Annotated in this window: 10 protein-coding genes; 3 read left to right on the plus strand and 7 right to left on the minus strand. The window is 56.6% G+C overall.

Translation table 11 applies throughout. The annotated features are described in order from the left end of the window. Window positions 1-164: 164 nt before the first annotated feature. From J4772_RS22115 to J4772_RS22130, 4 genes are all read right to left on the minus strand, one after another. Complete coding sequence (locus J4772_RS22115) at window positions 165-1,493, minus strand: RluA family pseudouridine synthase (RefSeq protein ID WP_209071416.1); 1,329 nt, start codon at window positions 1,491-1,493, stop codon at window positions 165-167. A gap of 541 nt (window positions 1,494-2,034) precedes the next feature. Next, entirely contained in the window at window positions 2,035-5,199 is a 3,165-nt protein-coding gene (locus J4772_RS22120) for a cyclic nucleotide-binding domain-containing protein (RefSeq protein ID WP_209071417.1), read from the minus strand. Between the two features lie 17 nt (window positions 5,200-5,216). Beyond that, window positions 5,217-5,720 (minus strand): GNAT family N-acetyltransferase, encoded by a 504-nt coding sequence (locus J4772_RS22125; RefSeq protein WP_116061431.1) that lies wholly within the window; start codon window positions 5,718-5,720, stop codon window positions 5,217-5,219. 21 nt (window positions 5,721-5,741) lie between these two features. Then, a complete protein-coding gene (locus tag J4772_RS22130; RefSeq protein WP_209071418.1) occupies window positions 5,742-8,489 on the minus strand; it encodes an adenylate/guanylate cyclase domain-containing protein in 2,748 nt (915 codons plus the stop codon). Window positions 8,490-8,686: 197 nt separating this feature from the next. Between J4772_RS22130 and J4772_RS22135 the strand changes: the two genes are divergently transcribed. After that, the gene (locus tag J4772_RS22135) at window positions 8,687-9,073 is read left to right on the plus strand and encodes a DUF4280 domain-containing protein (protein ID WP_116061433.1); all 387 of its coding nucleotides are present in this window, start codon (window positions 8,687-8,689) and stop codon (window positions 9,071-9,073) included. Then, window positions 9,073-11,127 (plus strand): MORN repeat-containing protein, encoded by a 2,055-nt coding sequence (locus J4772_RS22140; RefSeq protein WP_209071419.1) that lies wholly within the window; start codon window positions 9,073-9,075, stop codon window positions 11,125-11,127. The genes J4772_RS22135 and J4772_RS22140 overlap by 1 nt, the downstream gene beginning before the upstream one ends. A 309-nt stretch (window positions 11,128-11,436) precedes the next feature. Here the strand turns inward: J4772_RS22140 and J4772_RS22145 are convergent, their stop codons facing one another. Further along, on the minus strand, window positions 11,437-13,677 hold the full coding sequence (locus J4772_RS22145) for an FAD-dependent oxidoreductase (protein WP_209071420.1): 2,241 nt from the start codon (window positions 13,675-13,677) through the stop codon (window positions 11,437-11,439). A 368-nt stretch (window positions 13,678-14,045) separates the two neighbouring features. On the opposite strand from J4772_RS22145, the gene J4772_RS22150 reads away from it, so the two are divergent. Further along, complete coding sequence (locus J4772_RS22150) at window positions 14,046-14,822, plus strand: helix-turn-helix transcriptional regulator (protein ID WP_209071421.1); 777 nt, start codon at window positions 14,046-14,048, stop codon at window positions 14,820-14,822. Between the two features lie 121 nt (window positions 14,823-14,943). On the opposite strand, the gene J4772_RS22155 is transcribed toward J4772_RS22150, so the two are convergent. After that, window positions 14,944-16,389 (minus strand): sialate O-acetylesterase, encoded by a 1,446-nt coding sequence (locus J4772_RS22155; RefSeq protein ID WP_209071422.1) that lies wholly within the window; start codon window positions 16,387-16,389, stop codon window positions 14,944-14,946. A gap of 43 nt (window positions 16,390-16,432) precedes the next feature. Next, window positions 16,433-19,816 carry an alpha-amylase family protein gene (locus J4772_RS22160; RefSeq protein WP_209071423.1) on the minus strand — a complete coding sequence of 1,128 codons (3,384 nt, stop codon included), beginning with the start codon at window positions 19,814-19,816 and terminating at the stop codon, window positions 16,433-16,435. Window positions 19,817-19,832: the final 16 nt, after the last annotated feature.

Here is a 19,832-nt window from a genome sequence, read left to right on the forward strand (position 1 = left end):
CGTCAGCAATCGACAAAACCAATTTTATGACACTCTTTTATTCCCTAAACATTGGATAACTTGTTTCCAACACAAAGACACCCCCAAGATCATCCCCCACATCCCACGACATGAAGGTATTTCTCTTGAAGGCGTTTGTTTGTTCTCTTATGTTGTAAATTTTGTTAGCGTCGAAGCTTATCTAGCGCTTCTCTAATATCATCCGGAAGTGATGCCGTAACCTGCTGTTTGTCCCCTGTCCACGGATGGTGCCAGATCAACCGTTCGCCATGCAGAGCTTGCCGGGAAATGACCGTTCTCTTGCCGCCATACAGTCCGTCGCCTGCCAACGGATGGTTGATCGAAGACAGATGGACGCGAATCTGATGCGTGCGTCCCGTCTCCAGATGCAGCCGAACGAGGGTATGATCTGCAAAGCGCTCAACGACCTCGTAATGAGTCACGGCAGGATCACCAGTCTCGCTAACACGACGACGCGTGGAATGGTGGCGATCTTGGCCGATAGGTTTGTCGATCCTGCCTTTATTCCCCTCTATGCCGCCTTCGGCTAACGCCAGGTAGACGCGTCCGATCGTTTTCTCGCGCATTCCTTTATCGTACTGGTATTGGGCAAATTCGTTTTTCGCATATAGTACCGGTCCGGTCGTATCTTTGTCGATGCGATGCACGTGACGTACGCGCAAGTCCTGGCCCGTCATTTCGTAGTAAGCAGCAACCGCATGAGCGAGCGTCTTGCGCTGCCCCTTCTCGCTCGGATGCACCTCGATGCCTGCCGGCTTGTTCACAACGAGCGTGAACTCGTCTTCATATAGAATGTTGAGTTCCATCCAATCGGACGGATAGTCCCGCTGTTCTCGCGGAAACAGATGCAGGCGTAGGTTGGCCCCCTGCAGTAGGCATCCACGATTTTGCAGCAACTTGGAGAGATGCTTCGCTGGAAGCGGCAAATACTTGGCAACTACCGACAGTGGAGCACCGACTAAGCCGTCGGGCAGCCGAATGTCCATCCACTCGCCTTTGATGCGTCCCATGCCGAGCAGTTGCTGCGGTTGTCCGCCGCTTCGCGCCGCAGTTCCCGATCCGCCCGCGCCCCCGCGTCTGGCGCCGGAATTTCGCTCAGCCGGACGATCCGCCCCTACTTCTCCTCTTACTGGCGGTTCCGCTCGTTGACTTCTGCCGCCATGCTCACGAAACTCGCTGCGCCCGTAGCCCCCGGCCCTCGCAGCATTCTCTCCGCTTCTCGCGCCTCCGCCTGTACGTTTCGCCCCACCGCCGCGCACTTCTCCGCCAGATCGCTTTGACACCACGCCACTCGGTCTGCCTTCATCCGACCAACTCGACGATCCGCCGCTGCTGCGTACAGCTCCTCCAGTCCGTTTCGCTGCTCCGCCATTCCGTCCAGCTCCCGAAGCGCCGCGATCCCGCCGCCCGTTATTCTCATGACCGCCGGATTTCTGTCCGCCGCGCGGCCGATTTCGTCCTGCTCCGCTCATTGTGTCTTCCTCCGATTCTAATACGCGCCCGCTAACCTCTGGCGGGCTTTGCGGATCAATATACGGGAACGTCCGAGCAATGTCAACTCGGTCATACTTTCCCTACAGGCCAATCACTTACATATCTTCTGAACAACCACACTTGAGGATACAGTGCCAAACGCATACCAAAACTGCTTGCGTAACGGTCTCGGAGACCGCTACGCGAGCAGATCCGACCATTTAGGCGCTTCTTACGGTCTGGCAGACCGCTACGCGAGCAGATCCGACCATTTAGGCGCTTCTTACGGTCTGGCAGACCGTTATACGAGTAGATCCGACCATTTAGGCGCTTCTTACGGTCTCAGAGACCGCTACGCGAGCAGATCCGACCATTTAGGCGCTTCTTACGGTCTGGCAGACTGCTACGCGAGCAAATCCGAGCATCTAGACACTTCTTACGGTCTGGCAGACCGCTACGCGAGCAGATCCGAGCATCCAGACACTTATTACGGTCTGGCAGACCGTCCAAGCGCCCCTGAACGTTTGACTTGGTGTGATTCTACGAATCAATCTTCATCAGCATCTCTTCCAAAAGCCGAATCCGGGCAAGAGAAGCTCGCAGAAGGCCGATGCCGATCTCGGGATACAGACGGACAAGCCGCGTGACATCCTCACGTTGCAGCGCCAGAACCCGGACGTCGCCGAAAAACGCCTGCGCGCTCACCGTGGAGGCCGACTCGTCCAGCGCCGAAGTCGCGCCGCATACTTCGCCGGCTCCGAGAACGCCCAGCGTACCCTCCCAGCCGGCGGCGGAGACGCTCTTCAGCTCTACGTTGCCGTCGATCACGACGTACATCGCACCGTTTTTATCCCCGCGCTGCAGCAAATAGCTGCCGTCCTCGAACGTCATCTCCGTCGCCGCGCCTGCGATCAAGCCGAGCTCTTCAAGCGACAGGTCGGCGAAAAACGGAACTTTCTTCAAAAATACAACTTTGTTTAACCGCCCAAGCGCACTTGTCCCAGCACTCGAACCAGCCCCCGCGCCAGAACCAGTCCCAGCGCCAGCACCCGCTCCTGCCCCCGCACCTGAACCTACGCCTACACTCGCACCCAAACCAGCACTAGCGCCCCGCTCTTCCTTCATCGTCGTCGCCTCCTCTCCTCGCCGCCATTCGCCGGCCATCTCCCGCCACCAATCGTCAGCCGATTCCGCCGACCGAGCGACCGCCGCGGCGGCCTCCTCCAAGGTCAGCTTCTCCATGCGTTCCGCATTGGCTTCCCATCCGGCCGCCAATCTTTGCGACAGCTTGCGCACGCCGCCGATGCCTTCCGCAAGCACCTCAAGCCCGCCGCTGCGGACTTCCTCATCCTCGTCCGCCAGCGCCTTCCTAACGGCAGCGACGACCTGCTCATCCGTCAACCGCACCAGAATCGCCCAGACGCCTTCGTGAATCGTCTGCTCAAGATCCCGCTGCCTAAGCGCGGCCAACTCCGCCAAATCCGTGCGCCCCAGCTCGCCATAGGCCTCGGGCAGCAGCGACGACTGCGCATGCTCGGCCAGCTTGTCCGCCGCATGCTCGGCCAGCCAGCCGCGAACCTGCTCATCCGGCAACAGCCTCGCCAGCGCCGTAGTACCTGCGCTCCAGCTCTTCGGCGAAGCGTCCGGCAGCGCCTCCTTCAGCGCGGCAACGATGCCGTCGCCCATATCGATCAGCGCCTGCACCGTCACCCGGTACAGCTCCTGATCCGCCGCCGGCAGCTTCGCCAGCAAACCGGGTGCGACCTCCGTCCGCTTCAACACGCCAAGACAAGCCGTTGCCGCCACTCTGGCCGCAGGATGCGGGTCCTCCAGCAACGCCTTCACCTCGGGCGCGAAACGATCCAGCCCCAGCTCGCCCACAACGCGGCAGACGTGGATCGACTCCTCGCCGCCCTCCTGCAAAATCCGCTCGATCACCTCGTAGCAGGCCTCGTAGCTTTGCGCGCTCTCCAGCATATACATCGCCTTGACCGCTTCCGCGACCACCATCGGCGACGGATCAAGCAGCTTCATCCGCAGGAAGAAAAAAGCCTGAGAAGGCATATGCTTCATCCGAGCCAGCTGGCGCACGACCTCCTGGCGGACATCCGGTTCCGGGTCCTCCAGCAGCGAGGCCATTTTGACCATCTCTGGAAGTCCTGAGCCAGACAGGTCGAGCGCCTTTAGCGCGGCGATCTTTACCCGCGGGCTTTCATCATCGATCCGCGCGAGAATTTGCGCCATGTGGCGGACGTCCCGACTGCGTCCGAGCAGATTAAGCGCAATTTCGCGCGCCTCCTCGCTTCCGCTGTCAAGCATGGTCTGCACAACGCCCATCGTACGCGGATTGCGGAAAAACTCCTTGTAGCTCTCCGCCAGTTCCTTATCCTCCGAAAGACCGGCCGATTGCAAGCTGCGAACGAGTTCCTTCATATATAGCTGACGAACGACCCATGCCAGCACGAACATGACCACGGCTCCGGCCAAGCCAAGCGCAGCCAGCTCCGCGAACCCCCAGCCAAAGCCGGTATGCAGAAACTGAAGTCCCGCGCCAAGCAAAATGCCCGCGAAAGTCGCAATACCTTGCGCCACGTAGCGGAAGCCGTCCCGCTGCTGAAGCGGCAGCATTTTATAGAATAATTGATAGGAAGGCTCAGCCGAATAGTAAATGAGCAAATACGTCAGCATGTAGCTCCCGGAAACCGCGAACATCGCAATAGGGGAACCGATCAATCCCCATGCGGCGGCAAACGCCAGCACATAGACGGCCGAAATACCCGCTAGCATGCCGCTCGCGCCGAGCCACGCCATCAGGCGCCCCGAGACGAGCTGCAGCAGGAACGCCAGCGCGAATAGAACGGTCGTAACGACGCCGAACATTTTGCCGAAGTCGGCCTCGTTCGGGTAAGCGGTATGCGCCGTATTCAGAAACACGAATTCCATCAGAAAATAAAGCGCCGGCATCACCGTCATCATTCCAAGAACGCCAAGAAGGAACGGAGACTTCAGCGTCCGCTTGAAATAATCCATCGACGACAGCGTCTCCTGTTCCCCCTCGCTGCTCCCCGCCGATCTAAGCGCCAACGGCACGAGATAATCCGCGATCGCTTTGCGGTAGTTATACAGAGCGGCCAGCAGGAACAGCGGTCCCAGCACATAGACGATGTCCGGTCCAACCCAAGGACTCACCGCCTGAGTAATCAGCCCCGCCGCCACGCCGCCCAGCGTCGCCGCCGCCACGAAGAAAGGCATCAGCCGCTTCGCCTGCTGCGTCGGGCACAGATCGACGGCCAGACTCCACAGCAAAATCGTCTGCTGACGCACGACAAAATTCGAAGTCAAAAACAAAAACGGATAATAGAAACGAAAATCGATCCCGGCCGCTCTCAGCCCTAACAGAACAACCGCATTCACGGCGACGATTCCGATCATCAGGGAATACATCGTCCGCATCAATCCCGGCTTCGTCATCCTGCCGGCCAACCAGGTCATAAACCACGCTTCCAGCGGCAGGATAACCGCCTCGGCGACATAGATATAAGGCAAATAAACACTGCCGAAGCGCTGATTAAACAGCGTCATAAAGCCGTTGTAATTCAGCATCTCGGCAATGCCGCACAGCAGGAAGACCGGCACCATCAGCGCGAGCTTGTGCCGGTCCTCCGTCATAATCCCCAATCGGCGAATCCATTGTTGTACCATCATAGCCTTACTCAACTTTCTTATGAAATCCGCAGCCAGTAGATCAACCGATCTTCCCCGTCAAAATAATAGTCCGGACACTGGCCGATCAAAGTAAACCCGTTTCTCTCGAACAGTCTGCGGATCGTCTGGTATTCCGGGAGACTGCACGTATACGTGATCAAATACCGGGCGAACGCCTGTCGCAAATAATCCAGCATTCGCTCCAGCAGCGCTCCCGCGATTCCCCAGCCCCGATATTCCCGATGCACGACCACGTAATCCCAGCTGTAGCCTCCGGTTTTCTGATCGTTCTCGGCCACGCAGCTAACCGCGATAATCTCGTCAAGCTCGTTGACCGCGTACCAGACGACTGCCTGTCCGGCGAGCGCGCGATACGGCAAAGTCCGAAGCTGCTCCTCCTCGCCGGGCGTATACCTCGTATCGTCGAACGAAAAAGCCGAGAACAGAAACTCCACGATGCCGCGAGCCCGCTCTTCCGAATCCAGTAGCCGAATTTCGTATGTTCGGGTAATCATGCCCATGCCATTCTCCCCCTCTCCGCTCTAAACCGCCAGAGTGCCGTTCCAGCCGGAAGACGTGCCCTTCTGGAAGTACTCGTCGCAGAGATAGAAATACAGCTTGGCCGCTTTGTCCATCCGATTATGCTTGATCACCTCGACGAACGTCTCGCGCGCGTCGTAGAAACGGCCCTCCTGGCACAGCATCAGCCCGCGCTCGAACAGCTCCTTCGTGCGTTCCTTAGCCTGGCGAATCGGCTCCGGATCGCCGTCGTACACATCAATCAGCTCGATCGCCTGATCTTGCCCCTCCGGCGTAATCCGTCCGAGCGAGCGATGGCGGAAGCGCTCCGGCTCCCGCAGCTGCTCGAACAAATCCCGCGTCACGAGCACCGATGCGCCCAACTCCTCGGACATTTTCTCCATCGTTGACGTCAAGTGCACATCATCCGAGATAACGTTGCCTTCCCAGCGTCTCTCCTCGCCGATAATGCCCATCATTAACGGACCGCGGTGAATGGCAATGCCGATATCGACCGGGGCGTAGCCGGATAATCTTCGATTGGCGTTGTATAGATCCAGCTCTTCGCGAATCGCGATGGCCGCCCTGAGCGCCTCCTCGGCATAGCCGGGGAACAGCGCCATGAAGCCCGCCCCGAGATATTTGCTGATCAAGCCGTCCTCTCGACGCACAAGCGGACCGAACCGGCGCAGGAACGAATTCATGAAGTTGAAGTTTTCCTTCGGCGTCAGCGTCTGCGACAGCTTGCGGAAATCGCGAAGATTAACGACCATCACGGACATGTCCTGCTGAACCTGATCGCCGAGACGGATATCGAGAATGCCCTTTTTGCCCAGCGACTTGAAAATCTGCTGCGGAACGAATCGATACGACACCTCCGAGAAGCTCGTAATGTCGGATACATACTGCCGGATATACCGGGCCATCCGATTGAACTGCTCCCCGAGATCGCCTACCTCGTCGCGGCTCTTGACGCTCACCTCGACGTCCCAGTTGCCGTCGGCCATCGCCATAACGCTTTTGCGCAGCTTGCGTACCGTCGACAGCATAAAGAACGTTCCGGAGAGGATGACGACCAGCAGCACGACGGTGATAATGGCGATATTTTGCAAAATATTTTGATAGATTGTACGGTTGGCTTGATAGAGAACGCTTAAATCTCGTCCCGTCTCATAGATGCCCACGACCTGCTGCTTGCTGTTATAGACCGGTCCGATCGCGAACAGCCATTTGCCGTTAGCGTCCTCCCATTGGCCCGTCTGGATGCTGCCCTCGCTCAGAACCAGTTGGTTGGCCTCGTTCATCTCAAACGGCTTGAACATGTTTACGCCGTCGTCGTCGTCCATGATGATGTACAGTTGGCCGTCGTCGTATTTATACAGCGTACTGTACAAACCTTGACGCTCCACGTCTTGCTCGTCCGCGAAAATAAAGTTCATTTTATCCCGAATCAGCTCGTAATCTTCGTTGCGATAATCGGCGGGAGAGCTCAGCTTCTCCAGACGGTCTCCGTCGATCAGCTGCTGCCCGTTGCGGGCCAGGAGCGCCAGCTCTCGCTGCATCTCCTCTTCCATTCGGGAGGAAAATCCGTTGTAGATCGAATTCGACAGCAGGACCATGCCGACGACGATAATCGGAACGATAACAACCCCCTGCTTGAGAAAAAGAGACACGCGACGATTCATCAGATGGACGTATACGAGCCACAGCGAGTAGATCAGCAGCGAGATACCCAGCGCGCCAGCTCCCCAGCTAATCCAGCCCGAAGCGAGCGCTCCACCGGAATAGCCGGCATTCGTCAGCGCTTTGACCAGCCGGTTCATTCCGTCGTAGAGCAGGATGCGATCGTTCAGCACGACTGCATATCCGCCGCCGATCATCGGAATGACATCCATAATCTCGTGGCTCTCCGCGTCCGGAACCGACTGCACGATCGACGATCCGTCGAGCAGCACCTTCAGTCCCGTTCCTCCCGTAGGCATGATCGTCACTGCATTTAGCAGGCGGTCGACGAACATAAGACTGCCGTCCGGCGCGATCGACAGCCTTTCGGGGAAGTTTTTGCGCGTGCGATCCATATTCGCAAGCGGATATAGGTTCTGGCTCGTCCCATCCTCCGCAACCCGGAAAATGCTGCCGCGCTTCGTCGTATAGTAGATCTGTCCGGGCTCCGTGCCCTCAATCTCCGACAAGAAACGATCCTTCGGCAAAGTGAAGGAAAACTTCGCTTGCGGCTGGCCCCCTTGGAGGGGAAGCTGCATCAAGAAGATCTTCTCCGATGCGGCCAGAAAGAAATACAGATTGTCGCCCATCACCCGCAAGCCCTGAATTTGCCCGACTCGCTTGCTCGTGCCGTTGCCTTTCCATTCATACAATGTCTCCGGAGAGCCGCCCTTCGCCTCGTAACGGACGATTCGCTCGCTCTGAACGATCAGCCCGTAGGAATCGAGTACCGTATCGAGCACGATCAGTCGCCCTTCGCCGTCTATGGCCGCCTCCGTAAAGTCCTGACGGGAATCGCTGCGGACGCCTGCATGCCGCGCGCTAGCCTCCAGCTTGCCTTCGCGGGACAGACGCCAAATGTCCTGCTTCGATTGCCCAATGACGACAAGAGAATCTCCCGTCGCCTCCGCGGCCCTCGATAAATTCTCGAGCGCAATTTGGCGGGACCAAGGTCCCTTCTGCCATCCGCCCTCCTGCATAATCCGGTAAACCGATAGCCCCGTCAACGTCAATGCGACGACAAGCGCCAACAACGCCAGTTTTCTCATTTCGTTCTACCGTCTCTTTCCACTATTGACATCCCCTCAGTACCTATATCCGCTACTTAGCCTATTATTTCCATCGTACTATAAACGCCGACATTTTACACCCTTTTTCCTATGTAAAATGACAATTTTCAAGTAATATTGTAGTATGGAAATTGATAGAAAAGATTGGCGCAATCGCGCCGATGGAGGATGGGTCAATGGGTCAGCTTGTATGCGGAGGCGCCTCTCTGCAATGCTCGTTCGGCATGGCGCCGGGCATGTTGAACGTACTTCCGGTTAACCGTACGACGACGGCAATGCCGATCGCCAACATTATGGACAATAAACCTTTCGTCAATATCGCCCCATTCGGAATGTGCAATTCGATGGCCAATCCCGCCGTCGCTTCCGCTACAGCCGCGGCTCTCGGCGTTTTGACTCCGATGCCCTGCACGCCCGCCATCGCCGCTCCTTGGGTGCCGGGCTCCCCTACAGTGCTCGTCGCCAACATGCCCGCCTTGAACAATTCTTCCAAGTGCATGTGCAACTTCGGCGGGGTTATTCAGATCGTAAATCCAGGTCAAATGACGATACAGGTGCCCTAATGATAGAGATGATATTGAAGCCGTTCATCCAGCCGGTCAAGCGCTTGGTCATTATGCCGCTCAAGCGCGCCAAAAACCTTCCCAAGCTGATCATTCGCCGTCTGGTCAAGTGGATGCGCAGCATTATGGGCGGCAAGCTGCGTTCGCGGGAGAATTATTGGAAGATCGGAACGTTCTATATCGCCAAGAAGCTGTTCGTCATCCTCGTTCTGCTCACTCTTGTAATCGTATACTTCGGCTTCATCAAGCCTCCGAAGTTCGTGGACAAGTGGTTCTCCAGAACGCCCAAGATCGAAGCGTCGGCCGCGATGGCGCAGGGCTTTAACGGCTTGGCCAAAATCGTCGACGCGAACGGCAGCCTGGTCTATCAGGGCCCTCTGGAGAACGGCCAATTCTCCGGTTCGGGCAAGCTGTTCGCCCCGGACGGAACGCTGCTGTACATTGGCGACTTCGGGCAAGGGCTGAAGTCGGGCAAGGGCGAGCTGTACGACTCGAATGGCTCTCTCCTCTACCGCGGCCAATTTGCCTCCGATTTGTACGAAGGCAAAGGCACGCTGTTCAAGCCGGACGGTTCGGTCCTGTATGACGGCGGCTTCGCCGCAGGCAAATACGAAGGCAAGGGGACGCTGTTCTCTGCGCCGGACCAACCGCTGTATGCGGGCGCTTTTGCGGGCGGCGAGTATCAGGGCGCGGGTAAGCTCTACGACGAGAGCGGAAAGCTCGTTTATGAGGGCGCGTTTAACGGCGGCAAGTACGAGGGCGCAGGCAAGCTGTATCGCGCGGACGGCTCTTTGCAATACGAGGGATTATTTCTCGCTGGCGTTCTGTCGGGCGCGGGTAAGGAATATTTCCCTTCCGGCGTCGCCAAGTATGAGGGCGCCTTTCTGCTCGGCAATTATCACGGCGTCGGCAAGCTGCTGAACGAACAAGGCATCGTCTTGTACGAAGGCGGCTTCGTCGGCGGCTTGCGCGACGGCGACGGCAAAGCTTTTGGCTCCGACGGCATCGCCCAGTACGCCGGCAAGTTCAAAGCCGACAAGTACGAAGGCGTCGGCAGCTTGCTCGACGCGGACGGCGCAGCTGTCTATACCGGCTACTTCAAGGGAGGTAAAATTGACGTCCAAGGCTTCCTCGGCCTCTCTCAGCCGAAGCTTCAAGAGCTGCTGGGAGCGCCGGACGTTCCTCCGGCGAGCGAAGCCGAGCCTTTGCCCGAAGAGCTTGAGCCGATCGGGGAAGGGGAGTCTCCGGCCGACGGCTCCGCAGAGGAGAGCGGCAACGGCAGCGGTTCAAATCCGGAAGCCTCCGCTCCCGCAGACTCCGAATCGGGAACAAACAATCCGAATAGCGACCCTGCCGCAGCTTCGCCAAGCTCGGATAAGTCAAGCTCGGGTTCGGGCAGCTCCGAAGGAGCGGCGTCCGGCAGCAATGGCGGCGAATCGGCGGCCAACGACGGCGCCGCCTCCGGAAATAACTCAAACGACGGAGAGACTTCGAACCCAACTAGCCCAAGCGGAGACAGTGCCGATGCGGCCGGGTCGAACTCCGGCAGCTCTAATTCCGACGGTTCGGGTTCTGGCGGTTCGGGTTCGAGCGGGTCGAGTACCGGCGTTTCTAATTCAGGTGGTTCGGGTTCTGGCGGTTCGAGCTCAGTCAGCACCGGTATCCGCACGGCAGCCTCCACCGCTTCGTTCGCGACGAAGACTAGAATCGTCAAAGTGCTTCCACCGTCGCCAAATCCGGACGAAGTGGAAATTTTACCGGATCTACCGCCGGAGCCGCTCGATTTCACTTACGCGGCCCATCAGTTCTCGTTTAAGCTGATCGCCGACGAGGACAATCCGGAAGCTTATGCGGTCACCGAAATCAACACCTGGAACAAAGCGGTGCTGGAGCAGCTTGCGAGAACGCTCCAAGACGAGAAGCAGAAAGGTCTTAAGCAAACGCTCGGCGGCAGCAAGTACGAGATGACTTACGTCTGGAACGACGCTCTCTTTATTTTCACCTACAACAAAGACGTTCCGGTTCGGCTTAGCGTTCATCAGTTGGTTCGATAGTTTGAAAAGCGCGGGTTGATGTTTGTTCGTCGAGGAACGCCCTACTCTCACCGATTCAGCCCAGCAACCGAAAATAAAGCGGAAAATCCGCTTTATTCCAAGTGTTCAACACTTCCAGGTAACGTCAGTCATAGAGACCTTAAATAAGAAACTGCCCCATTCGAAGGAGAATCCTTTGAGATCAGGGCAGTTTCTTATAATTTAGTAGAGCTCGCTCAGTACCGTAACAAGGATAACAGGGTTCGCCATCTGCTGAAGTGCCGGCCTTATAGAGAAATTTTCGGCTATAATATGCAGGCTCGACGCACGCTATGAATAAATGCTAACCCTAATTACCTCAAACCGCGAACAACCGTTAGTCGCCTCCAGTACAAGCCTTAACGCCGAAGTCGCTACAGGCTGCGACAATGGATGAGTCCTTTTCCGCTTGCGGTTGTCCGTTTCGCGATGAATCGTGCGCCATTCCCCATCGATCAGGGCTTGCAGCGAATAATCTTTCACCAACTCGGGTATGACCTCAAAGTCTGTGCGATGATGATGCAAATTAATCAGATCCTCGTTCACATCGTCGTTGAAAACGAGCTGCACTTCCTTCACCAACACCGTCTCTTCCCATAAAAATTCAAGCCATTGCGGCTCGTTCGACGGTTCGGACACCCACATATTCGGTCCCCCGTAAGGCCGGATGAAGCCATTTTGCACCTGTGACGGACAGTAGACCTCCGTTGTTCCGACTGTGCGTAGGCAGAAAGGCTTGCGCGCGTATTTTTTCATCGACCATGTCAGCACCGGCTGACTGGCTTCGCGATTTTCCGTCGTCGCCGCAGCCCGAGTAGTATTTGTGCCGACGAAGCCGATCACGCCGGTCATCGGCTCGTGCGATAGATGCAGCTCTACCGCTGCATTGGCTTTTACAATGATAAACGCATTCTGCGGCTGAGACGGTTTCCAAGCGAGATCGCACAAGGCCCACTGCCGTTCTCCGGCAGGCAAGTCCAGCAGCACGGAAGCTTCTTTCGTGTACGGAACGTAATTTTCCGGGCGACCGGTAGACCACAGTTCAATCTCCAGTTGCGTCGCCTCGTTCGCGTCCAACAGAAGCTCCAATCCGGACAATTGATCGACAGGCAGCAAAATGCCGACATCCTCAGCCAGCATCGCGGTTTCGTCGGATCGTTCAATCCGAATGCTGCGCATATAATTTGAAGCCTCGACCTTCGCCGTACGGGCCAAATCGTGCGGGTCGGCATAAGCGACGCCTATGACCGAGGCATCCTGCTTCAGCAGCGTCTGCTGGAGCTCGTGCCGGTATTCCTGGGCGACAGTTCGCGGCGTTACCCCGTGCTTGACGCACAGGGCCGCTCCCGTTCCCGCCGCTTCTCCCAGCACTGCGCAGGTCGCCATCACGCGTGTCGTGCCGAAAGCGACATGCGTCGCGCTAATATTGCGCCCGGCCATCAGCATATTGGACACATTCACCGAATACAGGCTGCGAAACGGAATCGGATAGACGCCGTCCATATACAGATGCTTCGAGCCGCTCTCTTCTGCATACATTCCTTGAGGCGGATGCAAATCGATCGACCAGCCGCCAAAGCCGATGCGATCCTCGAATTCTCTCTGCGCCAAAATATCGTTTTGATTCAGCACGTAATCGCCGACGAACCGTCGGTACTCCCGTTTCCCCGGAACGGCGCCGACCCATTCCAACGTCATATTGTCCGCATCGAATTGGCCCGAATTTTTAATATAGTCCCATATGCCGTAAATCGCCGCCCACAGCTCATCGCGGATTTTTTCATTGTCATGCACCGTATCGTGCTCGCCGCCCCATTCGATCCACCAGTAATGGCAGCCCGAATCTCCGCTGCGGATGACCCGTTTTAACGGGATCGTCGTTTGCGTAATATCGCGGGCAAAGCTTGGCGGCACATACTTCACCGACCTGCCTTCGTCCCGCGTATAAAACAAAATCGTACTGCCGAGCGTAATCTCGTCCGCAACGTCCGGCGCCCACGCTTCTTGGTATTCATCCTTCGATTCCCGTCCGAGACGATACTTCGCGCCTGCCAGGAAACCGACCAGTCCATCGCCGGTGCAATCGATATACTGCTCGCTCTCAAAGCGAATGCGCCGTTCCGAAGCCATCATCCACCCCGTCACAGACTTAATGCGGCGATCATCCTCGGGTCCTTCGGCTTCAACCTCATGCACGTCCGTGTTCAGATACAAGGAAATATTCGGCTCGTTCCTCACCGTCTCCAGAACGACCAGATCCCAATAATACGGATTGCCTTCCTTATTGCGATACTGGTTCTCGACGAACATCTCCCCCATAATGCCCGTTTCCCTCGCATACCGATGAATACCGTGTCCTGTTGCCCCGCACACCCATACCCGCACTTCGCTGCTGGAGTTGCCGCCCAGAACGGGGCGATTATGCACGAGCGCTACCTTGCTGCCGAGTCGTGCCGCCGCTACCGCAGCGCATACGCCGGCCAAGCCTCCGCCAATAACCGTGATATCGACTTTTACGATCTCCTGTCTCATCGTTCTTAACCTCCAAGTTTGAGATTTTAAATATATCTTATTTTTCATGATATAATGGTTATAAACTTTATAAAATGCACCATATTTCATTTATTATATCTAAAATTTCAATTATGATCACGAATGACCAGTTAACTTACATCGCCTGGCAGGGCATTCCCCAGGCGTTCGCCGGAGCTTCGTCCAAGCGCCGATGTGCGGCATTTTCTCGCTATCCCCTTCGTTCAGGCTACCACCATCACAACCCAAGATACCTTCTTAACGGTCCCTCAGACCGCTAGAGGCGGGCAATCCCTCGGATTCGCTCTCATAACGGTCCCCCAGACTGCTAGAACCGGCTAAACTCAAAATTTAAGGAGGGAATGAAGTTGCCCAATCTGCCCCAGCTTCTTCTGCACGTCTACTGGTTGGAAAAAGAGCAATTCGAGCTGCGCTACGATGAATATGGGGAGTGGGTTCTGTTCTTGGTCGAGACGGGCAGCTTTCGTTATCGCATCGGTGAATATGAAGGAATTGCCGGAGCCGGCGATCTCGTTCTTTGTCCGCCGAACCATAGGTTCGAACGGGAGGCTATTAGCGCGGTTACGTTTCATTTTTTGCGGTTTGTTTATGAAGCGGCTTCCGATCATGATCATCCTTGCGGGAGGATTCGCCTGTCCAATCAAATTCGCGTTGCCCATAACAGCGCCGACCTTCGCACTTATGCGCTCGACCGTTCCTCTTTTGCCGTGCAGTACCGCGAGCATCTTTTGCAGGATCTATGGATGATGCTTTGGAAAGAAGCGCATGAGAACTCCGAATTCGGTAGCAAATCCGCCACAATAGACCCGGCCATGCAGCAAATTAAAGACCATCTCGAGAAGCACGCCTTCGAACCGCTCCAGCTAAAAAATGTTGCAGCCGCCTACCAGTTAACGCCTGTCCAGCTAAGCCGAAGCTTCCAAGCTTGTTACGGCCAGAAGCCGATCGCTTTTATAACCGAGCTGCGGATGCAGCAGGCCGTCAAGCTGTTAATGACCCGCAATTGGACTGTCGACGCGATCGCCCAGGCTTGCGGCTATGAGAACGGTTTCTATTTAAGCCGGGTTTTTAGCAAACATATGAACATGAGCCCGTCGGCATTTCGCAAAGAAAATCGTGTGTGATGCTTCGGACAGGCATTTAATCCTGTGTCAAAACGCACTTATCCGCCACATTTCCAAGTAAATCAAGAAAGAACAAGCCTTCCTCGAAACAGGAAGGCTTGCTTTTTGCTATGACATATTCTCAAATCTCCAACGGCCCAAAAACGGGCAATGGGATCCCTTTGCTATCTGCAACGTTAACCGTCGGATTAAAGCCGGCTCCATGCCGCAATCGCCCGACCGCAGAAACCGGTTCCTCGAAACGAAGCTCTATGCTCCTACCATCCTGTGAGACGGCGGCCTTGACCGGCACTGAAACGTCATCCGCCTCGACCGAGAACCCGTACACCCTGTCCGAATCGCGCAATTTCCCATGCGCCCCTTCGATCTCCAGCCTTAATAGGGTACGTTCCTCGTTCCAGCGCATAACGCCCGGCCTCGGCCCCGTCTCATATGCCTGCCGGCCGTAAGCGATCCTAAGCGCTTGCCAAGCCATTCGGCGACCGATCTCCTTCATCGATTCCGTACCGACATGAATGATATCCGACAACGTCGCGTCGACTGTCGGCACCATCGCGGCCGGAGCGAGCGCTTCTTCCGCCAGCCGCTGCTCCTCCTGGACGGCGTTCCACCACGAGGAATTCGCATCCATAAAATGAACGGTCGACAGCTGCGCGTAAACGAAAGGAAGAGCGGAATCTCTGAGATCTTCTCTTAAAGAAGCGACCCAGGTTCGAAGACGTTCCGCGTATAGCGGCGCATCTCGTTCGTTGGCTTCCGCTTCTCCTTGATACCAGAGACAGCCTTTCACGCGGCCGCCGAGCTTGCGCACTCTTCTCAGCAGTGCCCCGTATAAGGTCGATCCCGATTCATCCATCCGAACCGGCCCCCAATCGGCCATCGAGGATCCCCCATAGGCGCACACGATCAGCCCGACCGGGACTCCTTCATGGCGGCGGACTTCCTTCGCGAAGGCCAGCCCCAACCCGGCGCCGATGCTCCTGTTCCGTCTCTCACAGACGACTGCCGTTCCGAGTTCTTCCTCCGGCACTCGCCAGTGGACGGGATCGAGAGATTCGTTAAACCAATGCAAAGGCTCCTCGGCGATCCCCCACCGGTCGCCCATGTAGTAGCAGCAGATACCGTCTTCCGGTTGTTCAACGCCGACCAGCTTGCCGCAGCCTTCCATGTTCGATTGTCCGGCGAGAACCCATAAATCTCCGACGTGGACGGCCTCGACGCATAGGCTCTCCCGCTCCACCTCCCCGTCCCGGACAAACAACTCCATCCGGTAGGAACCCGTCGGTACTCGCTCGAACCCTCCTGCAATCCATGTTCCTTCTCGGGTCCCCGCTGACACCCGCTCTAACCGCGCAGTGACCAACGTTTCTTCTCGAATCCCCGTAGACAACGTTCCTTCCCGATTTACGATAGCTCGACCGATCGCTCCGCCATTCTCGGCAAGCAACCTCGCCTCGATCGTTCCTCCGAATTCGGATGAGATTCTCACCGCGAAAGGAATATCCGCTCCCCCTTCGCAATCGCGCTGATAAACGCAATGAGCGGAAGGCTCCAGCACCGTAATCATTCGGATTCCCTCCTTTCTCCTCTACCGGAAACCGGAAGGTCCCCTAGTCCAACATCGTAACGACCGGGTTCCACAATGTAGCGTCATAATAGTTGTTGCCGTTTCGATTAACGATAAAATAAAGCCGATCCCCCGCGTTTACGGATACTTGAAAGTCATGGCTCACCCCGTAGTCGGTATCCGATCCGTCGATCGCGTTGGGGCCCCATAAGACGTCGTTCCCTTTTTTCACGGTTACGTTCACGCCGTCTCCTCCGGGTCCGCCCATCCTCGCGGTTCCGGTCACGACGATCGTGCCCGACGTGGGAGCGACCCATGTCCGGACGGAATCGTAAGCGTCGGGATGCTGCGTCCCGGCTCCGATCAGCACGTAAGGCTGACTGCCTTTCCAGACGCCTCCATTGGCTTGATAGTCGGTCATATCCGTATACGAGCTTCCGTTCCATTCCTGATAACGCCATTGATTCGTTCCCTGCGAATCCGAAAAACCGGCGGAAGCGACGTAAGGCGTGCCATAGACGATGGAAGGATCCCAATTCGTCACATCGTAGTAGGAGTTACCCCGCTTGTTCACGTTAAAATAGAGAGCCTCTCCCTTCTTGACGTTGAGCACGATATCGTGGGACAGACCGACGTTATCGTTGCCGTCGAGCGTATAGGGCCCCCATACCTCGCTTTCCAGGAAAGGATACGCGCCGCTCCGTTTGATGCGGACGACGACTCCGTCGCCTCCTTGACCGGACTGTCCAAGCGCGACTTTGCCGGAGACGACGACCGTGCCGTCCCTAGGAGCGATCCATTTGCGCACCGCGTTATACGTCTCTCCAGGGGACATCCAGTTCCCCGCGATCAGCGCGTAATCCTCGTTGCCCTTCCATCTGAGGTTCGAAGAATCCCAATTCATATTCGTCAAATACATGTAGTCGCCGCCGTACGGTGCATATTGCTGCAGATAGGCCCAGTTGGCCTGGCCTTGCGACGAAGATAAATCCGTCGACGCCCGAAAGCGATGCGGAATCGTCGTCGGCGCGGGAGCGGACGGTCCGCCCGGCTGCAGAGCCGCGGTCGCGTACCCCGACGCATTGCCGTCGCCGTCTACGGTGCGGATGCGGTACGTGTCGCCGATGTCGCCGTCGACGATGAAATCGTAAGTGCCCTTCGACACTTTGTCGATAACGACTCCGTTTCTTTCGATCTCGTAGTAGGAGATCCAACGGTCGTCCGCTCCGGCCGTCCAATTAAGCTCCACGCCGAAGCGATCCATATTGTAGGCGGTTTTCTTGACCGCGCCGCTTGGCGCGGACGGCGCCGTATTGTCCGTTCCCGATCCCGGATAATCCGTCACATTGAACAGGATCGTCTCGCCCGGCTGAAGGTTCGCGATCGTCACGCCGTTCGTTTTCCAGTAATCGCCGGTCGCGGTCTGCGGCACGCAGCCTCCCAGATAACAACCCAGCGAATAGCTTTCCGTATCGATCAGCCCTTTAGGATAAATGGTGACGTTCTCTCCGAAGTAAGGCGTATAGGAGCTGAACTGGATCATTGCCTTCGATTGGTTACCGTTCGTCTTTTGCAGCAGGTGAGTCGAATCCTTCCCATCCGACGCCGTAGGCCGGAACACATTGACCCAGCGCCCGCTTAAGCCTTGAGCGTCCAAATACCGGCCGAATTCGTAATGCCGCCGCGTATTCTCCCGAATCTCCGGGTCTTTCGGATCGAACGTGTTGAAGTCGGTGGCGATGTCCGGCATTGATCCTGGCCAACTGAGCTTGTCGATGGGCAGCTTCAAGGACTGATAGTAACTCGCGTAATGGCGGGCGTTCCCGTCCGTCACCTGCTGGGTATCGGAGAAGCGCACCGCCTCCATCAGCAACGTCTCGCCTCCGGAAGAGCAACCATTGATCCAAGCCAGCGGATTCGCGTCTTTGAACGCCTTCAACAGGCTAAAAAAGTTTTCCGATTGCTTCATCATATCGTTGTCGCTTCCTGCGACCTTCCAAGACGGCATGCCGTCGTAACGCCACTGGAAAGGCCCCAAGTCAGCCTGCATCTCGTTGGCTTTGTTCAGGATCCAGGAAAAAACGTCGGGATTGGCCAAGTTCAGATGCAGACCGTAGAATCCGACCCCGTCCCCGGCAGCAACCCAATCCGGATGCTCGTTCACGACCCGCGATCCGTAATCCGCTTGCCAGAGCGGGGACCACAGCTTCAAGAGCATGCCGCTTTTTTTCAAAAAATCGCTCGTTTTCTTCAAATCGTCGCTCTCGATCGCCTCGTCCCAATCGCCTTTGTTGCTGTACCAATCGGCATCGATATGAACGGTATGCCCTCCGATGTACCGATTGTAGTTGATCGATTCGAAGGCGCTCGGCATCTGCGGGCTGATGCGCCATTGCCAGGTTCCCCCGCCTTGCCGGAAATCGTTGCGGGTGTAATCCCAGAGATAGCGATACGTGTAATCCCCGATCGTATTGCCCATATCGTCCAGATCGCCTTGGAACACGCCCATCGTCGTCTTCGGGGATGCAATCGATTGGCCGTTCGCGACCTCATAGTTCGTTACGCTGGCGTACCCGCTCAGGTTGATCCTCGTGCCGAAGTTCCCGACCTGTGCCAACCAGTGGCCATTATAATCGAAGGAAAGCCAGATCCCCTCGGAAGAAGCCCGGTTTCGGAGCACGAACAAGGTGTCGTAGACGGCTGTTCCCTGCTCGTAGCTTCCCAATCCGAACTCGTAATGCCCGTCCACCATCGTCACTTCCGGATAATCGTACGAATCGAACGTGCGCGCATAGGCAGACGTCATCGGGACCGTTTTCAACATTCCTGAACCGGTAAAGTTGCCGCCCCCCGTCAAGTATTGCAGGTCGACGTCGATGAGATCGTTCTGCATGACGCGTTGCTTAAACATAAAAGGCGAAGAGACGTTAAGGGCTCCGCCGGATACGTTCTTGAACTCCGACCATTCCTTGATCGTTCCCGTAGAGGGGAAAACGACGTAATGGCGAATGATTTGCAAAACCGAATTATGGAAGACGATCCGCAGCTCCAGCTCGCCTTGGGACAGCACTTCGGTCGAATGGGAATCGTACGTCCACCCTCCCGCAGATCCGTTATACGTCACGCCTCCCGCTTCGATCTGAAATTCGTCCGAATTTTGCGCGCCTTGGACGTACTCTTTGCCGGTGAGCTTGTTTTGAAAGCTGACGAGCAGGAATCGGCCGCTGCCGTCGAGCTGCAGCTTCTTCTCGACCGAGTCCGTTCCGAGCGTCCAGATCCGGTTAGCCGCGTCGAATTGCACGTAGGCGTCTCCGGAAGTATTCGCAAATACCCGCCGATCCGCATTCCACTGCATCAGAAGAAGCAAGGCGACGGCGATTCCCGCCGCTTTGATCCCGAGTCGGTAAATCGGACTTTTCGTTCGCAAGTTCATTCCCCCACAT

Origin of the sequence: Cohnella sp. LGH, assembly GCF_017671885.1 — a bacterium.
Lineage (GTDB): Bacteria > Bacillota > Bacilli > Paenibacillales > Paenibacillaceae > Cohnella > Cohnella phaseoli.

Bases quoted from the DNA above. Each gene is read 5' to 3' on its own strand.
- J4772_RS22115 (WP_209071416.1), bottom strand. From the start codon at position 1,493: ATGAGCGGAGCAGGACGAAATCGGCCGCGCGGCGGACAGAAATCCGGC.
- J4772_RS22120 (WP_209071417.1), bottom strand. From the start codon at position 5,199: ATGATGGTACAACAATGGATTCGCCGATTGGGGATTATGACGGAGGAC.
- J4772_RS22125 (WP_116061431.1), bottom strand. From the start codon at position 5,720: ATGGGCATGATTACCCGAACATACGAAATTCGGCTACTGGATTCGGAA.
- J4772_RS22130 (WP_209071418.1), bottom strand. From the start codon at position 8,489: ATGAGAAAACTGGCGTTGTTGGCGCTTGTCGTCGCATTGACGTTGACG.
- J4772_RS22135 (WP_116061433.1), top strand. From the start codon at position 8,687: ATGGGTCAGCTTGTATGCGGAGGCGCCTCTCTGCAATGCTCGTTCGGC.
- J4772_RS22140 (WP_209071419.1), top strand. From the start codon at position 9,073: ATGATAGAGATGATATTGAAGCCGTTCATCCAGCCGGTCAAGCGCTTG.
- J4772_RS22145 (WP_209071420.1), bottom strand. From the start codon at position 13,677: ATGAGACAGGAGATCGTAAAAGTCGATATCACGGTTATTGGCGGAGGC.
- J4772_RS22155 (WP_209071422.1), bottom strand. From the start codon at position 16,389: ATGATTACGGTGCTGGAGCCTTCCGCTCATTGCGTTTATCAGCGCGAT.